19 protein-coding genes and 1 pseudogene are annotated in these 17,540 nt (G+C 61.2%); 7 read left to right on the forward strand and 13 right to left on the reverse strand.

What is annotated here, in order from left to right; genetic code table 11:
• Nucleotides 1–369 precede the first annotated feature (369 nt).
• Nucleotides 370–657 (forward strand): hypothetical protein, encoded by a 288-nt coding sequence (locus I6F12_RS34255; protein ID WP_036013954.1) that lies wholly within the window; start codon nucleotides 370–372, stop codon nucleotides 655–657.
• A gap of 41 nt (nucleotides 658–698) precedes the next feature.
• Here I6F12_RS34255 and I6F12_RS34260 read toward each other — a convergent pair whose 3' ends face one another.
• Nucleotides 699–2,129 carry an undecaprenyl-phosphate glucose phosphotransferase gene (locus I6F12_RS34260; RefSeq protein ID WP_225158277.1) on the reverse strand — a complete coding sequence of 477 codons (1,431 nt, stop codon included), beginning with the start codon at nucleotides 2,127–2,129 and terminating at the stop codon, nucleotides 699–701.
• A 613-nt stretch (nucleotides 2,130–2,742) separates the two neighbouring features.
• Between I6F12_RS34260 and I6F12_RS34265 the strand changes: the two genes are divergently transcribed.
• A complete protein-coding gene (locus I6F12_RS34265; protein ID WP_225128149.1) occupies nucleotides 2,743–3,480 on the forward strand; it encodes a metallophosphoesterase in 738 nt (245 codons plus the stop codon).
• Nucleotides 3,481–3,546: 66 nt separating this feature from the next.
• On the opposite strand, the gene I6F12_RS34270 is transcribed toward I6F12_RS34265, so the two are convergent.
• The gene (locus I6F12_RS34270) at nucleotides 3,547–3,825 is read right to left on the reverse strand and encodes a hypothetical protein (protein WP_036013999.1); all 279 of its coding nucleotides are present in this window, start codon (nucleotides 3,823–3,825) and stop codon (nucleotides 3,547–3,549) included.
• A 686-nt stretch (nucleotides 3,826–4,511) separates the two neighbouring features.
• Here I6F12_RS34270 and I6F12_RS34275 point away from each other — a divergent pair.
• Together I6F12_RS34275 and I6F12_RS34280 are read left to right on the forward strand one after the other, a co-directional pair.
• Nucleotides 4,512–4,721 carry a hypothetical protein gene (locus I6F12_RS34275; RefSeq protein ID WP_225158278.1) on the forward strand — a complete coding sequence of 70 codons (210 nt, stop codon included), beginning with the start codon at nucleotides 4,512–4,514 and terminating at the stop codon, nucleotides 4,719–4,721.
• A 75-nt stretch (nucleotides 4,722–4,796) separates the two neighbouring features.
• A pseudogene (locus I6F12_RS34280) lies at nucleotides 4,797–4,995 on the forward strand (hypothetical protein); the annotation flags it as partial.
• A 145-nt stretch (nucleotides 4,996–5,140) separates the two neighbouring features.
• Here I6F12_RS34280 and I6F12_RS34285 read toward each other — a convergent pair.
• The 9 genes from I6F12_RS34285 to I6F12_RS34325 form a co-directional block, all read right to left on the reverse strand.
• Nucleotides 5,141–6,343, reverse strand: coding sequence for an ABC transporter substrate-binding protein (locus I6F12_RS34285; RefSeq protein ID WP_225158279.1), 1,203 nt, complete (start codon nucleotides 6,341–6,343; stop codon nucleotides 5,141–5,143).
• Between the two features lie 55 nt (nucleotides 6,344–6,398).
• The gene (locus I6F12_RS34290) at nucleotides 6,399–7,100 is read right to left on the reverse strand and encodes an SDR family NAD(P)-dependent oxidoreductase (protein WP_225128156.1); all 702 of its coding nucleotides are present in this window, start codon (nucleotides 7,098–7,100) and stop codon (nucleotides 6,399–6,401) included.
• A 71-nt stretch (nucleotides 7,101–7,171) separates the two neighbouring features.
• Nucleotides 7,172–8,182, reverse strand: coding sequence for a nitronate monooxygenase family protein (locus I6F12_RS34295; protein WP_225158280.1), 1,011 nt, complete (start codon nucleotides 8,180–8,182; stop codon nucleotides 7,172–7,174).
• Between the two features lie 23 nt (nucleotides 8,183–8,205).
• Entirely contained in the window at nucleotides 8,206–9,393 is a 1,188-nt protein-coding gene (locus I6F12_RS34300; protein ID WP_225158281.1) for an acetyl-CoA C-acyltransferase, read from the reverse strand.
• Nucleotides 9,394–9,408: 15 nt separating this feature from the next.
• Nucleotides 9,409–10,539 (reverse strand): acyl-CoA dehydrogenase family protein, encoded by a 1,131-nt coding sequence (locus I6F12_RS34305; protein WP_225128160.1) that lies wholly within the window; start codon nucleotides 10,537–10,539, stop codon nucleotides 9,409–9,411.
• A 22-nt stretch (nucleotides 10,540–10,561) separates the two neighbouring features.
• Nucleotides 10,562–11,743, reverse strand: coding sequence for an acyl-CoA dehydrogenase family protein (locus I6F12_RS34310; RefSeq protein WP_225158282.1), 1,182 nt, complete (start codon nucleotides 11,741–11,743; stop codon nucleotides 10,562–10,564).
• Between the two features lie 12 nt (nucleotides 11,744–11,755).
• On the reverse strand, nucleotides 11,756–12,493 hold the full coding sequence (locus I6F12_RS34315; protein ID WP_225158283.1) for an SDR family oxidoreductase: 738 nt from the start codon (nucleotides 12,491–12,493) through the stop codon (nucleotides 11,756–11,758).
• Nucleotides 12,494–12,537: 44 nt separating this feature from the next.
• Entirely contained in the window at nucleotides 12,538–14,058 is a 1,521-nt protein-coding gene (locus I6F12_RS34320) for an AMP-binding protein (protein ID WP_345944201.1), read from the reverse strand.
• A gap of 88 nt (nucleotides 14,059–14,146) precedes the next feature.
• Complete coding sequence (locus I6F12_RS34325; protein ID WP_225158284.1) at nucleotides 14,147–14,785, reverse strand: 2-hydroxychromene-2-carboxylate isomerase; 639 nt, start codon at nucleotides 14,783–14,785, stop codon at nucleotides 14,147–14,149.
• 198 nt (nucleotides 14,786–14,983) lie between these two features.
• Here I6F12_RS34325 and I6F12_RS34330 point away from each other — a divergent pair, with 198 nt between their 5' ends.
• Nucleotides 14,984–15,496, forward strand: a complete 513-nt coding sequence (locus I6F12_RS34330) for a helix-turn-helix domain-containing protein (RefSeq protein WP_225128164.1) — start codon at nucleotides 14,984–14,986, stop codon at nucleotides 15,494–15,496.
• Between the two features lie 332 nt (nucleotides 15,497–15,828).
• On the opposite strand, the gene I6F12_RS34335 is transcribed toward I6F12_RS34330, so the two are convergent.
• Together I6F12_RS34335 and I6F12_RS34340 are read right to left on the reverse strand one after the other, a co-directional pair.
• On the reverse strand, nucleotides 15,829–16,005 hold the full coding sequence (locus I6F12_RS34335; protein WP_225158285.1) for a hypothetical protein: 177 nt from the start codon (nucleotides 16,003–16,005) through the stop codon (nucleotides 15,829–15,831).
• 47 nt (nucleotides 16,006–16,052) lie between these two features.
• Entirely contained in the window at nucleotides 16,053–16,271 is a 219-nt protein-coding gene (locus tag I6F12_RS34340; RefSeq protein ID WP_225128165.1) for a hypothetical protein, read from the reverse strand.
• Nucleotides 16,272–16,506: 235 nt separating this feature from the next.
• Here I6F12_RS34340 and I6F12_RS34345 point away from each other — a divergent pair, with 235 nt between their 5' ends.
• Complete coding sequence (locus I6F12_RS34345) at nucleotides 16,507–16,839, forward strand: hypothetical protein (protein WP_225128166.1); 333 nt, start codon at nucleotides 16,507–16,509, stop codon at nucleotides 16,837–16,839.
• 190 nt (nucleotides 16,840–17,029) lie between these two features.
• Complete coding sequence (locus tag I6F12_RS34350) at nucleotides 17,030–17,389, forward strand: VanZ family protein (RefSeq protein WP_225128168.1); 360 nt, start codon at nucleotides 17,030–17,032, stop codon at nucleotides 17,387–17,389.
• Nucleotides 17,390–17,540 lie beyond the last annotated feature (151 nt).

The raw sequence follows: 17,540 nt of genomic DNA on the forward strand, positions 1-17,540 counted from the left end.
TGAACAACTGGAATGAGCTCGGGCCCGTTGCCGATTGGCAGCGGGCCTTATTCGTGCTTGGCGGTCGCTTGAAGGGCATCCCGTGCGCCCTCGCGCACGGACCGAGATGCGGCGAGCGCTCCGGACCTGCTCGCGGGCTCCGTATTCGTCCGGAATCCACAACTTGCAGTTATTGCTCTAGCCAAAAGCAAGGATTGACGGATACGGTGGTCGCCAAGAGAGTGCGCTTTTGGGCCATCGTCCATCGATAAGACGAGACAATCCGAGCCTTGAGGCCTGAAAATGCCGAAACTTTAGGCATCTTTCTTTCTCCGTTCCCCGGGGCTAATCTCGGCTCATTACTCGCAGTTATTTTTCCGGTAGGCTCGGATGCTGATCGTCCTGACGATTTTGACTATTTGGGTCCTGCTCAACATCCTGTTCGTGTTGATCGTGGTCCCTCCACGCAAGCCGCTCCGCCACCCCATGGCGACGACGCTCTCACCCGCGCCCATCGACCCGAGCCGGCGCCAGATCGAGCAGGACGAGCCTTTCTCGATCCGCCATGTCATCGTCTCCGTCGCAATGGGAGCCTTCTTCGTGCTCGTGCCGCCGCTGCTCGCGCTGCGCGATGCGATCATGCGGCTCTTCCGCAGGCCGCCGCGAAATGGAACCTGAGCCCCGGGACGGAGGTTTCCGGCGATTGAGAGATCGAGCGGCTAATAGGCCTCCTGGAACATCACGGCGGACGCGGTGCGGGCCATGATCTTCAGGTCGAGCCAGATGCTCCAATTGCTGACGTACCAGACGTCGTACTCGACCCGCTTTTCCATCAGATCGATCGTTGGCGTTTCGCCCCTGAATCCGTTCACCTGAGCCCAGCCCGTCAGGCCCGGCTTCATGTGATGGCGGTAGACATACTTGCTGATCAGCTCGTCGTAGTAATTGTCATGGGCGAGCGCGTGTGGACGCGGTCCCACCAGCGACATGTCCCCACGCAGCACGTTCCAGAGCTGCGGCAGCTCGTCGATGCTGGTCATGCGCAGGAAGCGCCCGATCTTGGTGACCCGGGCATCCCCCTTGGTCGCCTGGGTCACCGTCTCGCCGTTCTCGGACACCGTCATGGTGCGGAACTTCCAGATCTCGAACGGCTTGCCGTTGAAGCCGCGGCGCGACTGCCGGAATATGACGCTTCCCGGCGAATCCAGCTTGATCAGCACGGCTACCGTCAGCAGCAGCGGCGTCAGCAGCACGAGCGCGAACAGAGCGACGCCGACGTCGAGACAGCGCTTCTGCAGCCGCTCGAGAATGGTGAGCGGCGGCCGCTGGATCTCGACCGCGACGGTTCCGCTGACCGGCAGGAACGGACGGGTCACGAGGTCGGCAACGGAATCGTCCGGCAGCAGGCGAATGGGCTGCGGAACGGCGCGCAAATATGGCCCGAGCTTGCGCAGCATCGGCAATTCGTTCCAGTCGATCGCGAGCAGATATTCGTCGACATTGGCCGCGCGCGACTGACGGATGACGTCGCGAATCTGCCGCTCCCATTGGCCGTCATCCCGATCCTCTCCGAGCACGAAATGGCGCATGACGTCGAAGCCGTTCCTGCGCAAATCCTTGAAGCGGCTCGAGGTGAAGTCGAGCGGCTTCAGGCTGAGCAGGATCACCTTGCGGTCGACCAGGCGGCTTCTGGCAAAGCTCGTGCCGAACACGGCCTGCCAAACGAAGCGCAGGCTGATCAGGCCGAGCCCGCCGATCACGGCGAAGACGATGACGGTGCCGCGCGACAGATTGTCCGTCGATTTCAGCAGGAAGGCCGCAACGGCGAGGATCGTGAGCGACGTCAACCAGATAAACGCCGCCATTCGAAGCTGCCAAACCAGATTGAGCAAGCGGTGCGTGGAATAGACGTCCCGGAAATAGGCGATCCCGACGAACACCACACCGACGAACAATCCGGCTCCCACCGATGCACCCTCGGGCGGCGACGCGACCGCCACGCCATACAGCGAAGCCCCCGCCGCGTAACTCAGCAGGATCAACAGAAAATCAGCAGCGATGACGACGACCTGAAAGGGCCTCTGAAGCGCACTGCCGCGCGCAGATGACAGCGCATGAGCGCTTTCAGAACCGTAAGTTGCAACAGCCATTCGAACCTCTGCGTATCGAGAGAGTGCCTGACGCTCATCGTGATGCTGAAGACTCGTCAATTCCCCGCACGGAAAGTGTTGGTCGATCGCAGCGACATTGTGGCGCTGCACGCGAAACTTTTGCGGCGCACGGACGATGTGTCGCGTTGAGATGCGCGGCGAAATTCGGTGCGCTGAAAATGTCGTCACAGTGCTGACATACGAGCGAGCGAACTGCCCTATTTTGAATCAAGTTCCGCATCCAATGCGACGCCATCGTTGCACGGGCCGCTGTTCGCTGAAGTTTGAGGCGCTGCTTGCTGCCGACGAACGCAAACATCGGATCACTTGCGAGAGTTTCCAGGGATTTCTATCTGCGGATGTATGCGAGAATCTGCAACGAGTCATGCAGACTTGCTGCATGCTTCGAGCCAGCGATGCAATTCCTGCGGACCCCTCTCGTTCCTGAAGTCCATGAAACAAGTCGGCAAAAAATGCCGTGCCCTTCTTTTGGCGTGATCGGCACCGACAACGAGCTGCGGCCCCACGGAACTCGCGTTGTTCGCGTTGGATGGACGCTCTCCGGTGCCGGTGACTTGGGGATATTTTTCCGACCACCCGATCGATGAGCGCCATGAAATCTTTCTCGCGATCCCAGCCGTCGCTTCCCAAACCGCAATTGCCGGACGGCGTCCGCATCTATGCGATCTCGGATATTCACGGCTGCGCGCATCTGCTCGAGCCCATGCTGCGGGTGATCGACGCCGACGTTGCGCGGAGCCGGCCGCGCTATGCCATCGAAGTCTTTATGGGCGATTACATCGATCGCGGCCCGGATACGCGGTCAACCCTCGACATCCTGGTCGAGCGGAGCCGGCGGGGGAATGCGGTCTTCCTCAAGGGCAACCACGAGGCCTTTTTGGTGAGGGTGTTCGAAGATCCTTCCCTATTCGAGGACTGGATTGCCTTCGGCGGGACCCAGACATTGATGTCCTACGGGCTTGCTCCCCCCGATCTCAAGCGCGACGAGCCAGCATCGATCCTGCGCGACTTGATTCGCGCCATGCCGACCGAGCATCTGGAATTCCTGGACAATCTGCGGTTGAGCTTCAGCTGCGGAGACTTCTTCTTCGTCCACGCCGGCGTTCGCCCGGGCGTGCCGCTCGCCGAGCAGACCGAGCGCGATCTGCTCTGGATTCGCGAGGAATTCCTGCAGAGCGAGGAGCAGTTCGGCAAATATATCGTCCACGGCCATACGCCGGTCCGCAGCGCCGAACTACTGGCCAACCGCGCCAATATCGACACCGGCGCCTATGCGACCGGTAACCTCACCCTGATGAGCATCCAGGGAAGCCGAATGCTCGCGGTGTGATGAGCTTCAGCCTCCTGCCACCGATGCGCGAGACCGTCTCAGGGAGGGAATGGACGTTCGCGATTTCTAGTTGAGCAACGTCGGCTGCGCCGGCCGCGCACGCGTCTGGGCCATCCAGTCGCTCCAGGCTCGCTCGTGCTTGACGTAGAGCTCCACCCAACGTTCGCCATGCCTGGCCTCTCGGACGCGCGCCGCCTCCCCGAGCAGCTCGGCGCCGGGACGGGTGTCCGGCTTGTCCAGCGCTTCGAACTCGATCGTTTCCGAGATCGTCAGACCGACAAGCACGCGCTGTCCGGCGCCATCCACGATGTAGCGTCGCGGCGCATCCTTCTTGGGCTCACTCATGTCGTCATGTCCCACCGGGTTCAGTGTGAAGCTGGATACCGTCATCGAATGGGATGATGCCTAAAAGGCTCGCCGGGCGTGGCCGAACGTCGAGGTCGGAGCGGGCCGCGAGGCCCGGCGCGAGGCGCTGCTGGATGAGCTCACGGCTCTTCGTTGGACGCGCCAGGCGCGTAGCGCGTATCCGAGAATGAGACCAGCGCCGAAAATGGAAGCAGAGACAAACGCAGAAGTCATGAGAGTCGTCCTGGGAGTCGTCCTGGATCGTGCGCGTCCTATCAAGAGTGAGCAGTGTGTCGACATCATGGTTCTCGAGGATTCACGAGCGCCGAAAAAATGTTCAAGGTTCGGTCTCCTTTGCATGCATGCCGCGCGCGCGGCAACGCTGCCGGCCTCGGGCTGATCTCGTCTCGGCCGGAGGAGGTCCTCGAACACTCTATATATGGCGACGACATATCTAAGAGACGTTCTCGCACCGACGCATCAAGGCCCGTCGCGATCGGGCCGACTCGCCTCGGCGAGACTGTGCGCCCCGCAACCGGAAATTCGGCGTCAAACCGGCCAGCACGTGCCCTTGCAACCATCCGGAACCCGTCGCATTATCACCCATCGCATTTGATGAGGGATTCAATCCAATGAACTTCCGGCCCCTTATTCCATCCATTGCCCTGGCCGCCCTCGGCCTCACTTTGGCGACATCCATGGCGCCGGCCGCCGAGCTCGCACTTGCTCCGTCACACCGGGCGGCCGCCGCCCAGGGCGGACTTGTGTTCTGGGACGACGTCTACCCGCCGGCGGTCTATGGCCCGCAGCTGCGCCCGGTCGGGGAAGTCGCAGCGATGAAGGCACAGGCACGGCCGGTGTCCCAGCGCTGGTGGGGATATTGGTACGTGCGGTAACGCGCCGTAGCGGTCGGAGCCGAGCTTCGTTCAGTGAACCGCCGCCATGTGGGCAACCGCTGGCGGCGGTTTTCGCTTGTCCAGAAACTCCGCAAACCGCAATCTTTCGTAGCCAAGTACGAAGGTGGCGATCGGCGCCTTGACGTCATCGAGCATTGCCGAGGCACTCGGAGCTGATCCGCTGAAGCTGATTAGGCGCTTCATGCGTGAAAGAAAACAATTGGAGCTTCCATTTTGCGCCTGTGATGCCATCAACCTCGACTGCACTGACTAATCCGCGATTTCTGGATGTCCGAGAATGCTCGGCTGAAATTGGTCAGCCGACCGTGTCGAAGCGGAGTCTTTGAGGTAGAAAATCAATCTCCAGGCCCCCCAACTCCGATACGGAGAGCCCGGCATCACGGGCGCCCTAGTGCTGATTAGTTCTGGTCGGCACTCAGAACACTGCCGAACTGCTCCCAGGAACTTCCGGTCCAGCGTTGCAGCTGAAGCTGCGTGTACGCCATACTGTTGCTCGGGCCGGTGTTGATCGCAATACCAGGCATCAGCGTCGGAAGCACGAGTCCTTTGATGCTGCGCGCCTGTTTCAGAATGTTCTCGCGCGACAGATCGTTGCCGCATTGCTTGAGCACCTGCTCCAGGATTTGACCTTGCTGAGTCCCGAACAGGTAGTTGTTGTCGCCGATGTCGGAGCCGGAAAGATATTTCTCGAAGTGTTCGCGATACCACTTCATACCCGGGTCGTCGGCCCACCGCTTGTCGTTCGGATCCTTTGTTACAGTCGCTGCAATAACCCCGACCGCCTTGTCCGCTCCGGCAGGCACAATGGTAGCGGAGACCGAGCTCGAGACATAGTTGATGATGGTCAGCGGCGACCAGCCGATCTCGCTCGCCTTCTTGATTGCCTGAGCGGTGAATTTCGGCGTGCCCGCGATCACGAAGGCCTGGGCCCCCGAGGCCTTGAGCGACACCACATGAGATTCGATGGTGGGTTCGGTAACATCGTAGGGCGAGGCGACCACCTTCCGGTCGAAATCGGCTTTCAGCGCCTCCTTGAACGCCGCGACGAAATCCCGGCCGAGGTCATCGTTCTGGTACAGGATCGCAATCTTTGCGTCGGGCTTGGTCTCGCTAATGTACTTCGCGTAGATCTTGCCTTCCGTGTTGTAGCTCGGCAGTCCCGTGGTCGTCATCGGAAAGTCGGTGAAATTGGCAAACTTGGTCGCCCCGCTGACGACGAAAAGGTGTGGCACCATCTTGCCGTTCACATATTTCACGGTCGCACTGAGACCGGGTGTCCCGAGCGGGCTGAACAGCAATGCCACCTCGTCACCCTCGATCAGCTTCCTGGTCTGCTCGACGGCCTTCGGCGGGCTGTAGGCATCATCATAGGTCATGAGGTTGATGTTACGGCCATTGACGCCGCCACGGTCGTTGATCGAACGAACGTAGGCGATGAGGCTCTTGCCGGTGTTGCTGAGCGGAGACGCGGGACCGCTGAATGGGAAAGTCGCCCCGACCTTGATTTCCGATTCCGTCACACCGGGCGTGTCGGCATGAACCGGCATCGCGACAAATGCCGCAAGCGCGGCCATGGAAAGCGCGAGTTTCCTCATTAACATCTAAATTCCCTCCTGAGCTTGTTATGATTTGAGCGGCGGTCTGCTGACTTACCAACTACCAGGCTTCACCGAACGGCCTGATCTCCACATTGAACGACCAGGCACTGCGGTCCTGGTGAACGACATGCCAGATCTCATCCGCGATTGCCCGCGGCTTGATGAAGAAGTCGTCCGGCCGGTCCGGCCAACGCTTCCTCGTCCATTCAAGGTCGATCACGGCGTCGATGACGACATAGGCGACGTGGACGCCTTGTGGTCCGAGATCACGCGCGATTGCCTCGGCAAGGATGCGTTGTGCCGCCTTGGTCGGTGCGAAGCCGGCAAAGCCCGGCTTGCCCCGCAACGCCGATGTGTTTCCGGTCGCGACGATGGCCCCATGGCCGGCCTGCGTCATGGTCGGGGCAAACCGCCGCGCCAGATAGAGCAGCCCCATCGTGTTGACCTGGAAGTTCCGATTGAGAATTTGCGGATCGATCTCACTGAACCTGCCGAACGCGCCACCTACCGCGTTGTGAATGACGACACCGGGACTGCCCAGATCTCGCTCGACGGCGGTTGCCGCGTCCTCGACTTGCGCGGCATCGGACACGTCGCATCGATACGCTTTTGCGCCCGGTAGCTCCTGCGCCAGCGCGGCGATGCGCTCCTCATTCCTGGCGAGAAGCGCGAGGCGGTATCCTCCCTCGGCGAATCGCCTTGCCAGCGCCGATCCCGTGCCTGGCCCAACGCCGGATATCAGACAGACAGGTGCACCCATGCGATCAGATCTCCATGTTCGGCCGGCACGTCATACCGGCTCGCGACCATGCCGTGCCCGGAGGCACAGCATCAGGCGACTGCGCGCGCCTTCTCCGTCTCGACCTCGCCGTCGAGGAAGCCGGTCAGCCGCTGACGGATGATCGTCTCCGCTTCCCTCATGATGCGATCGATCAGCTCCTTGACCGTCGGGATGTCGTCGATGAGGCCGACCACCATCCCGCAGCTCCAGGCGCCGGCGTCCATGTCGCCGTCGACCATCACCTTGGCGTAAACGCCGGCGACCTGATCGTGGATGTCCTCGATTTTCAGGCTGGCGCCTTTGCTGCGCTCGATTTCCACGAGCTGGGCGACCCCTTTGTTCTTGAGGACGCGTTCGGTATTGCGCAGCGCGCGCATGACGAGCACGGTGTCGAGCTCGCTGGCCTTGACGATGGCCTGCTTCACATTGTCGTGGACCGGCGCTTCCTTGGTGGCGACGAAGCGGGTGCCCATGTTCATGCCCGAGGCGCCCATCGAGAGCGCAGCGACGAGGCTGCGCGCATCGGCCATGCCACCCGAGGCAACGAACGGGATTTTGAGCTCATCGGCGGCCCGCGGCAAAAGAATCATGTTCGGGATGTCATCCTCGCCGGGGTGGCCGCCACACTCGAAACCATCGACGCTGACGGCATCGCAGCCGATCTTCTCGGCCTTGAGCGAGTGCCGAACCGACGTGCATTTGTGGATCACCTTAATGCCCGCCGCTTTCAGCGCGGGCATGTATTGTTCCGGACTGCGGCCAGCTGTCTCGACCGCCTTGACGCCGCCCTCTCTGATCGCCGCGATATATTCGGGGTACGGCGGCGCCGAGAAGGTCGGCAGGAAGGTGAGGTTCACGCCGAACGGCTTGTCGGTCATGTCGCGACACCGCGCGATTTCCTTCGCCAGCAATTCCGGCGTCCGCTGGGTCAGGCCGGTGATGATGCCAAGGCCGCCGGCATTGGATACCGCAGCGGCGAGCTCGGCAAAGCCGACATAGTGCATGCCGCCCTGGATGATCGGATGCTGGATGCCAAACAGTTCAGTGATTGCTGTCTTCACGAATGATCTCCCGCCTTTGCCGCTCAGTGGACGATTTCGAACAGACCGGCCGCGCCCATGCCGCCGCCGATGCACATGGTCACGACGCCGTATTTCGCCTTGCGCCGTCGGCCCTCGATCAGAAGGTGGCCGGTGAGGCGCGAGCCGGTCATGCCGTAGGGATGACCGATCGCAATCGAGCCGCCATTGACATTGAGCCTGTCCGGATCGATGCCGAGCTTGTCGCGGCAATAGATCACCTGCACCGCATAGGCTTCGTTCAGCTCCCAGAGATCGATGTCGTCGATCTTCAGATTATGGCGCTTGAGCAGCCGCGGTATCGCGGCAACCGGGCCGACACCCATCTCGTCCGGCTCGACGCCGGCGGCGACGAAGCCGCGGAAGATGCCGAGCGGCTTCAGCCCCTTCCTGGCTGCGATCTTGTCGCTCATGATCACGCAGGCCGAGGCGCCGTCCGAGAGCTGACTAGCGTTGCCGGCGCTGATGGTCTTGCCCTCGAACACCGGCTTGATCCTGGCGAGAGCTTCGGCGGTGGTTTCCGGCCGCGGGCCTTCGTCCTTGGCGAGCGTCACCTGCTCGTAGGTCACCTCCTTGGTGTCCTTGTTGAGGAGCGCCATTTTGGTCGTGAACGGCACGATCTCGTCGTCGAAACGGCCGGCCTGCAACGCAGCGCCGACCCGGCGCTGGCACTCGAGGCTGTATTCGTCCTGCTTGTCGCGATCGATCTTGTAGCGCTCGGCGACGACCTCCGCCGTATCCAGCATCGACATGTACATTTCGGGTTTCATCGCCATCAGCTCGTCATCGATGGCGTGGAACTTGTTCATGTGCTCGTTCTGCACGAGGCTGATCGACTCGATTCCGCCGCCAATCGCGACCTCGACCCCGTCAAGCATGACCGACCGTGCGGCCACCGCGATGGCCTGCAGGCCAGACGCGCATTGCCGGTCGATCGTAGTGCCGGCAACGGTAACCGCCAGGCCCGCGCGGATCGCGCCCTTGCGGGCCACGTTCATCACCATGGTCCCTTGCTGCATGGCGCAGCCCATGACCACGTCTTCCACCTCGTCCGGCGCGATGCCCGCGCGCCTCACCGCTTCGGCCATCACGTGTCCGGCCATGGTCGGGCCGTCCGTGTTGTTGAGGGCGCCGCGATAGGCTTTGCCGACGGCGGTCCTTGCGGTGGAAACGATGACAGCCTCAATCGTCATGCTGACCTCTTCTGTTTACGCGGCCGCGTCCAGCTGCGCATAGCGCAGCACGTGGAACGCGGGATCGCCGAACTGGATGTTGATGGAGGAGATACGCTTGAAATAATGCCCGACGTTGAGCTCGTCGGTCATTCCCATGCCGCCATGAAGCTGCACGGCCTGATCGGCGACGAACTTGCCGGCATAGCCGATCTTTGATTTGGCGCCTGAGGCGAGCCGCGACAGGCCGGGATCACGGGCGGAGAGGTTCAGGCTGAGATGCTGCATCAGGGAGAGCGCCTCCTGATGGGCAATGAACATGTCAACCATGCGATGCTGCAGAACCTGGAATGAGCCGATGGTGGTGCCGAACTGCTTGCGGGTCTTCGAATAATCCAGTGTCGCGGCGTTCAGCTCGCCGATGGCGCCGACGGCTTCCGCGCAGAGCGCGCCGATGGCGCGGTCGCGACCGGCTTCCAGCAAGGCGACGCCGTCGCCCTCGCGCCCGATCAATTGCCCGCGGACCTCGCGCAGGCTGATCTCGGCGGCCCTGCGGCCGTCGATCGTCTTGAAGCTCTGGAGATCTAGTCCAGCGGCGCGCCGGTCGACCACGAACAGGCTAACTCCGCCGCGGTCACGGTCGTCGCCGGAGGTCCGTGCCGAGACGATGAGATCGTCGGCCCAGGGCGCCGCGATCACCATGGTCTTCGCGCCGGTCAGAACGTAATCGCTCCCTTCGCGCCGCGCCCTTGTGGTCACCTTGGCAAGGTCGAAACGGGATTCCTTCTCCGTCCATGCCAGTGTCCAGATCTTGCTTCCGTCGATGATGCCGGGGATGAAGGCCTGCTGCTGCTCGGGCGTGCCGGCGTGCTCGATCAGGCCGCCGGCCAGCACCACCGTCTCGACGAAAGGCTCGACGACGAGGTGACGGCCGAACTCATGCATGATGATCATGGTCGCTAATGGGCCGCCGCCCAGACCACCGGCGCTGTCGGAGAACGGCGCGGCGAGCAGTCCGAGTTCGGCGAAAGCGTCCCACTGCGTGCGGCTGAAGCCTTCCTCGCTCGCCACGATCTTGCGCCGCGCCTCGAAATCGTACTGGTCGCGCAGCAGGCGCTGCACGCTGGACCGCAGCAATTCCTGCTCTTCCGTGAACTGAATATCCATCCGCTCCTCCCGATCCGTGTGGCTAGAGCCCGAGCACGGCTTTGGCGATGATGTTGCGCTGGATCTCGTTGGATCCGCCGTAGATGCTGAGCTTGCGCGCGTTGAGATATTTCTCCGAGGCGGTATGGCCGTAGTCGGGGCCCGGCATGAAGCGATTGGCGCTGACCGGATGTTCGCGGATGGCAAGGCCGTAATTGCCGATGGCGCGGTGCGTGAGCTCCGTAATGTCCTGGAAAATCTCGGTGCCGCGGATCTTGAACAGCGAGGCCGCAGGGCCGGGATCAATGCCGCGCGCCAGCTGTGCCACGACGCGCAGCTCGGTCGCCTCCAGCGCCAAAACGTCGAGCTCGACGCGGGCGATGTCGCGCAGAAATTCGAGATGCGCTGGATCGTCGGCCGGGATCTCGGCCTCTACGATCTGCTTCAGCTTCTGGATATAACGGGTCGACCGGCCGATGCCGGCCATGCTGGTTCGCTCATTCCCGAGCAGGAATTTGGCGTAAGTCCACCCCTTGTTCTCCTCGCCGACCAGATTTTCCACCGGCACGCGGACGTTCTCGAGGAAGACGTCATTGACCTCGTGACTGCCGTCGATCGTGATGATCGGCCGCACCGTGACGCCGGGCGACTTCATGTCGATCAGCAGGAAGGAGATGCCGGATTGCGGCTTCGCGTTCGGATCGGTGCGCACAAGGCAGAAGATCCAGTCCGCATGCTGCGCCAGCGTCGTCCAGGTCTTGTGACCGTTGACGATATAATGGTCGCCGTCACGCACCGCCTTGGTTCTGACGGTCGCAAGGTCCGAGCCGGCGCCCGGCTCGGAATAGCCCTGGCACCACCAATCCTCGCCGGACAGGATCCGTGGCAGGAATTTTGTCTTCTGCGCCTCGTTGCCGAAGGTGTAGATGACGGGTCCGACCATGGTGACGCTGAAGGCCAGCGGCGGAAGCGTGCCGGCCCGAGAGGTCTCCTGCTCGAAAATGAAGCGCTGTGTGATCGACCAGCCGGGGCCGCCATATTCCTTCGGCCATAGCGGCGCGATCCAGCCCTTCTTGTAGAGAATGCGATGCCAGAGCAGCGACTGTTCCTTGGTCAGATCGGTCTCGGGGTTCGGAACGCGCATTTCCTCGGGGTAATGATCCCTGATGAATGCACGAACCTCGTCGCGAAACGCCGCATCTTCCGGCGATAATGCCAACTCCATCGAACCGGCTCCCTACCACTTCTCGCCGAATGGACGGATCTCCAGCTCAAACGTCCATGCGGTCTTAGGCTGTTGGTAGAGCTGCCAGTAGGCGCCGGCGACGGCTGCCGGTGGCATCAAGAGGTCGGGATTGTCAAGCGCGTTGGGGCCAAGCGCCTCGATGCGGCGCTGGCGCACCCACTCAGTATCGACACCGGAATCGATGATGAGATGGGCAACATGAATGTTCTTCGGACCCAGCTCGCGCGCCATCGCCTGCGCGACCGCGCGCAGGCCAAACTTTGCGCTGGCGAAGGCGGCATAACCGCTGCCTCCGCGCAAGGACGCGGTCGCGCCGGTGAAGAAGATCTTGCCGCCGCCGCGAGCCGTCATCAGCCGCGCCGCCTCACGTCCCGCCAGGAAACCGGAATAGCAGGCCATCTCCCACACCTTGCGGAACACCCGCTCGGTGGTGTCGAGGATCGGGAAGTTAACGTTGGCTCCGATGTTGAAGATGCAGACCTCGAGCGGCGCATGCTTGTCGGCGTCATTCAGGAAGGAGGTGATCTCCTCCTCCTTGCGGGCATCGAGCGAACGGGCGTGAATTTCGCCGCCCGCGGCTTCGATGTCCTTGACCAGCGGCGCGAGCTTGTCGCCGTTGCGGCGGCCGGCATAGATCGAAAATCCCTCGGCGGCGAATTTCTTGGCGATCTCGGCACCGATGTAGTCTCCTGCACCGATCACGGCTGCGGTCGCGTTTCTCTTCTGCATGGCCTTTTCCTTCGTTGCGAGAGACCTCTTTGTGAGGCAGAGCGTCAGCCTGGACTGCGCAGGGACTCAGCCAGTTTGTGCTTCAGTATCTTGCCGGTGGACGTCGCTGGCAGCGCGTCGATCAGGATAATTTCCGACGGTCGCTTGTATGAGGTAAGTTGCGGAGCAATGTGGGCCAGCAGATCCTGCGCAGTCGCCTTGGAACCCTGGATGAGCTGGACGAAGGCGACAACTTCCTCATTGCCCTCGACCGGCCGGCCGACGACGGCACATTGCACCACCGACTCGTGCGTGCTCAGCACGGCCTCGATCTCAGCCGGGTAGACGTTGAATCCTGACCGGATGATCATCTCCTTGGTGCGTCCAACGATGTAGAGAACATCGCCTTCGAAGCGAGCCAGATCGCCGGTGTTGAACCAGCCATCGGGATCGATCGCCTTCGCGGTCAGATCCGGTGCCCGATAATAGCCGCGCATCACGTTCGGCCCACGGACATGGAGTTCACCGACCGCATCCGCCGCCACTGGTTTGCCGTCGCGGCCCACGAGCTTGGCCTCCAAGCCCGGCAGGACGGTCCCCACCGCATGATCCGCCCTCGGCGACTCGCTCCGCACGCCCGAGATGCCCGGTGAGCATTCCGTGATCCCGTAGCCATTCAGTAGCGGTAGGCCCAGCTCCTGTTCGACGCGCGACTTGAGTTCGAGGTCAAGCGGCGCGCCGGCCACCGCGATCAAGCGCAGGGCGCCGCGATCGAGCTTTGGCAGGCCAGCATTGCGGCGGTACTCCAGCAGGCGCTGATAGGTCGCAGGCACACCGTTGAGGATGGTGATGCCCTCCTCCGCCATCGCCTTCACCAGGGCTGCCGGATCGTATTTTGCTACCAGGCGCACCCTGGCGCCGACCATTAAGGTCATGGTGAGTAGCGAGATGCCCACGATGTGCGAGATCGGCAGCACGCAATATTGCACGTCAGCCGCGGTCATCCTGCGCCAGGCGGCGGTGCCGCGCGCACTGAATAGGAGGTTGCGGTGGGTCAGCATTACGCCCTTGGGCGTGCCCGTAGTGCCAGAGGTATAGATGAGAACTGCGACTTGTTTGGCGCCATCGGCGTCAACCGGCTCCGCCGCCGTGTCCGTGTTCAGCGCGGTCACGCCGATATCGCGCAGCGGCCCAAGCTCCTGCACCGGCGCATCGCACCGTGCAGCATGGGTGGCGGCTTCCTGCGACACCCCGGCAGTGAAGAACACCCGCCTTGCGCCGCTGTGATCCCGGATCTGGTCGACCTCGCGCGGGGACAGCCGCGGATTGACGACGATCGCCCAGGCATCGAGCAAGCTCGCGGCGAGCAGCAGACAGGCGAGTGGAATCGAATTCTCGCTGACGATCATCATGCGGTCGCCGGCGCGGATGCCAAGCGCACGCAGCTTGTCAGCCGTGGCCTGAACCGCCGCATCAAGTTCACGATAGGTCAGCGTCGCCGTGTCGTCGACCAGTGCCACGCGATCCGGCGTTGCTGCGACATGCGGCGCCATCACGTGATGGATCCGGCTCGGCAGACCGTCCACGCTCCCGACTGTCTCCTGGGTCAATGAGACCACGGCACCCTCCCTGAGAAACGGCTTTTTGCCTGTTAGTTTTGCCTAGATGTTATGATCACGCCGTCTTGCGCCGGGCGCTGGCGAGCTGCGCGAGGATTTCCTCTTCGACGTCGCGCAGACTGTCCTTGCCGAAATAGATTTCGTCGCCGACGAAGAAGGTCGGAGAGCCGAAGCTGCCGCGCTGCACGGCGCGCGTGGTGTTCTCGATCAGCTTCTTCTTGACGTCATCCTGCTGGGCGCGCGCGATGATGCGGTCAATATCGAGACCGGAGGACAGGAAAGCCGCGCGAAATACCTGCGGGTCGTCCATCTTCTTCGGCTCCACCCACATATGATGATAGGCGGCGCGGAAATAGGGCTCGAACAGGCCCTCAAATTCCGCCGCGACGACACCGCGCATCAGGCTCAACGTGTTCACCGGAAAGAACGGATTCGGCGTGAACTTCGTGACGTTGTGGCGGCGCAGGAAGCGCGCGGTCTCGAGCGCATTGTATTCCGGCTTGTTCTTGATCCCGCGAAGTGAGTCCGCCGGAGACATGTTGCCCGTCGCCTTGTAGACGCCGCCAAGAAGGACCGGGACATAGTCAAACCTGATCCCGGTGCGCGTCTCGATATCCGGCAATGCGAGCTCGGCCAGATAGGCGTTTGGGCTCCCGAAATCGAAGTGAAACTCAGCCTTCAACGCAGCAACCATGGAGCGCTCTTCCCTTCGATACTGGCGGTTCGTTCGACTGCCGCCTCGTTCTGACCCGGCCCCGAACGATAAGTTCTGTTATAGAACTGTCAATATGATATTCGTCATCCAATACCGCTCGAGAAGGTATCCTATTGAAATCATATAAGTTCTGTTTTAGAATTTATTTTACGGCAGTCGGAAAAGTGGAGGAATTTGATGAAATGGGATGCGCTTGAAGAGGAGCCGTGCTCCCTGGCCCGCACCGTCGCTGTGATCGGCGATCGTTGGAGTCTGCTTGTCCTTCGCGAGTGCTTTCTTCGCATCCGACGGTTTGACGACTTCCAGGCGTCGCTAGGGATTACCCGCCATCTGCTCGCCGACAGGCTGAAGAAGCTGGTGCGCTTCGGCGTGCTGCGGAAAATTCCTTATCAGGACGCACCAAAGCGTTACGAATACATCCTGACGCAGAAGGGCCTGGATCTGTACCCAATCATCATGTCGATCGTGCACTGGGGCAACGTGCACATGGTCGATTCGCGCGGACGGCCGATGCTGCACGAGCACAAGAGCTGCAAGAGGATGTTCGATCCCGTGATGGTCTGCTCTGAATGCGGTGAACCGCTGGCGGCCAAGGCTGTGCATGTGCATCCGGGACCTGGTGCCCGCCAAGCTTCACCGGTTCATGCAGAAGCACAGCAACGAACCAAGAGCGGTCGAGAGCGGGCTTGAGGCATGGCATGACTCCACGTCGGCTTAGACGAGCGCGGTAGCCCCAGCGATATCCGTGCGTGGGCTCATCCGCTTCTGTCCAGGCTGCCTTAGTCCATTTGCCTTGCTCGGGCCGCTTCCGGTACGTGAGCCGACTCCGCCATGCGAGCCCCGAGAAGAGCAGCTATCGATCGACTAGTAGGAGAATTTTTGGCTTGGCCTACTGCCTGGCTTCTCTCGGATGACAATGTGCTCCGACGGCCACCTGAAAAGCCGCAAGATTCCTCCGACAGAGCTGGACTTTGACGAGCTCTCAAAACGCCAACGTTTGCTGTTGCCCTTCCCCCTCATTGTCATTCCTGCTTCAGCCAGCGCTTCAGGACCCGCCGTTGTGCGGCCGGAATCGGTCTCTCATAGCGCTTCAATCCAGCAAGACGCTTCGCCAGCCTCGTATTCGGACATTCCATCAATGCAATAAGCATGTCCTGGCGGGCTTGGCGGATGCGACCGAGCCACAGGTTGTTTCTCAATCAAAGCTTTCTCTTGTTCCTTTTTGGAGCAACATCCGACTGCGGCTTTACTGGTCTAGCTGGCCGCGCAATGCGTCTCGTATTTCGAAGAGTTCGCGAAGTCTTTGGGCAATGTCAGATTGTGTCTCCTGCCATTCGATCCGATCCTCCGCGGTCCATAAGGGAGACTCATGATTGAAGCGAGTTCTTTCTGCCTTTTCGAATTCAATGTACTGTTCAATCTCGCGCTCAACGTGATCTAGTTGCTCTTGGAGAGTTTCTGGCATCAGCCGCTCCCTCGGCTTTGGCCCCAGTCGGCGTCAAGGTTCGGCGCAATCGGCGCTGCGATCAATAACTGTTCTGGCCGTACGGATATTTGCGTACATCTATCTGAAAGTTGTTTTAATACGTAAGACGATGCTTGTGCCGATCCGATTTACCGCATCAGCCTCGGAGTCGAGCGGAGTTCCGAGCGGGCGAGCGAGCGCAAGTTGGCTCCTCAAGAGGGGGTACCGAACTCCATTGGCTTCGCCAGAATTCCAGGACGTCGCCGAAATCTATACCATCAACAACGCCCTGGATTGGCAACTGGACGGCGCTGCTGCGCTTGACATCGAAGCCCGCCTTCGATCGTACGGTTTCGATCAACACGCCATCAGTATGGAGGTGTACGTCCAAGCGCGGGAGATCCTCGTCCTGTTCGACCCGCTCCTGAACGGAGCACAACTTCGGCGCTTGATGTTGCTGAAGGAAAGCAGCAACATTCGACGGTCGAGAATGTCAAAGCTTTCCGATATTGGTGGGCGCACAAATCGGCCAGGCGACAACTACCTTTCTACGGAGAGGTCTTACTGACGAGGCCCCGCTAGGTTATTTCAATAAACGGCAGGACGGGATGATGAGCAGGAGCAGCAGGCTCTGCCGACCGACTGTGCTGCGATCTGCTTATCTTTTGATCGTCGAACAAGCTTGATAATCCTCACGACACAAGGCCAAATGTTCGCACCTCGGCTCATTCACCGATCTCGAACTCTAGAAAACAGACATGGCCAAACTGTATCTCGCGGCGGGATGGTTGGCTCTCGCCCTCGTGATTTTTGTGACGCTCGCTCCCATTCACGATCGTCCCATGATCGCGCCCCCTCAGTTCGAGCGCTTTGCCGGATTCTTCATCCTCGGCCTCGTGCTCGTGCTGGCCTACTCAAATCGCACTATCCTCATAACTCTAATCGTCGTCGGCAGCGCAGTTATCCTGGAGGCCTTGCAGCTGCTGACTGCTGATAGGCATGGTGACCTCATGGATGGGCTGGTCAAAGTGGCTGGAGGTGTCTGCGGGATCTCGGTCGTCACTCTGGCGCGCGTCGGTATCACTCAGGCAATGACTAAGATCGTATCACGCGGATGACCGGCTCGGCTCTACCGTCTGCTCCTAGCGACCGCTACAAGCTCAGGCGGCACGAATAACAAGGCTAGCCCGTCATGACGATCTCTGGCTAATCGCAGCTATGTTGTCGCTCGGCTTGATTATGCGGGTCCAACAACCGCCGCGATGGGCA

This window comes from Bradyrhizobium sp. IC4059, from assembly GCF_020193615.1.
Taxonomy (GTDB): domain Bacteria; phylum Pseudomonadota; class Alphaproteobacteria; order Rhizobiales; family Xanthobacteraceae; genus Bradyrhizobium; species Bradyrhizobium yuanmingense.

Coding starts and splice junctions, on each gene's coding strand:
- I6F12_RS34255 (WP_036013954.1), top strand. CDS start 370: ATGCTGATCGTCCTGACGATTTTGACTATTTGGGTCCTGCTCAACATC.
- I6F12_RS34260 (WP_225158277.1), bottom strand. CDS start 2,129: ATGGCTGTTGCAACTTACGGTTCTGAAAGCGCTCATGCGCTGTCATCT.
- I6F12_RS34265 (WP_225128149.1), top strand. CDS start 2,743: ATGAAATCTTTCTCGCGATCCCAGCCGTCGCTTCCCAAACCGCAATTG.
- I6F12_RS34270 (WP_036013999.1), bottom strand. CDS start 3,825: ATGAGTGAGCCCAAGAAGGATGCGCCGCGACGCTACATCGTGGATGGC.
- I6F12_RS34285 (WP_225158279.1), bottom strand. CDS start 6,343: ATGTTAATGAGGAAACTCGCGCTTTCCATGGCCGCGCTTGCGGCATTT.
- I6F12_RS34290 (WP_225128156.1), bottom strand. CDS start 7,100: ATGGGTGCACCTGTCTGTCTGATATCCGGCGTTGGGCCAGGCACGGGA.
- I6F12_RS34300 (WP_225158281.1), bottom strand. CDS start 9,393: ATGACGATTGAGGCTGTCATCGTTTCCACCGCAAGGACCGCCGTCGGC.
- I6F12_RS34305 (WP_225128160.1), bottom strand. CDS start 10,539: ATGGATATTCAGTTCACGGAAGAGCAGGAATTGCTGCGGTCCAGCGTG.
- I6F12_RS34310 (WP_225158282.1), bottom strand. CDS start 11,743: ATGGAGTTGGCATTATCGCCGGAAGATGCGGCGTTTCGCGACGAGGTT.
- I6F12_RS34315 (WP_225158283.1), bottom strand. CDS start 12,493: ATGCAGAAGAGAAACGCGACCGCAGCCGTGATCGGTGCAGGAGACTAC.
- I6F12_RS34325 (WP_225158284.1), bottom strand. CDS start 14,785: ATGGTTGCTGCGTTGAAGGCTGAGTTTCACTTCGATTTCGGGAGCCCA.
- I6F12_RS34330 (WP_225128164.1), top strand. CDS start 14,984: ATGAAATGGGATGCGCTTGAAGAGGAGCCGTGCTCCCTGGCCCGCACC.
- I6F12_RS34340 (WP_225128165.1), bottom strand. CDS start 16,271: ATGCCAGAAACTCTCCAAGAGCAACTAGATCACGTTGAGCGCGAGATT.
- I6F12_RS34350 (WP_225128168.1), top strand. CDS start 17,030: ATGGCCAAACTGTATCTCGCGGCGGGATGGTTGGCTCTCGCCCTCGTG.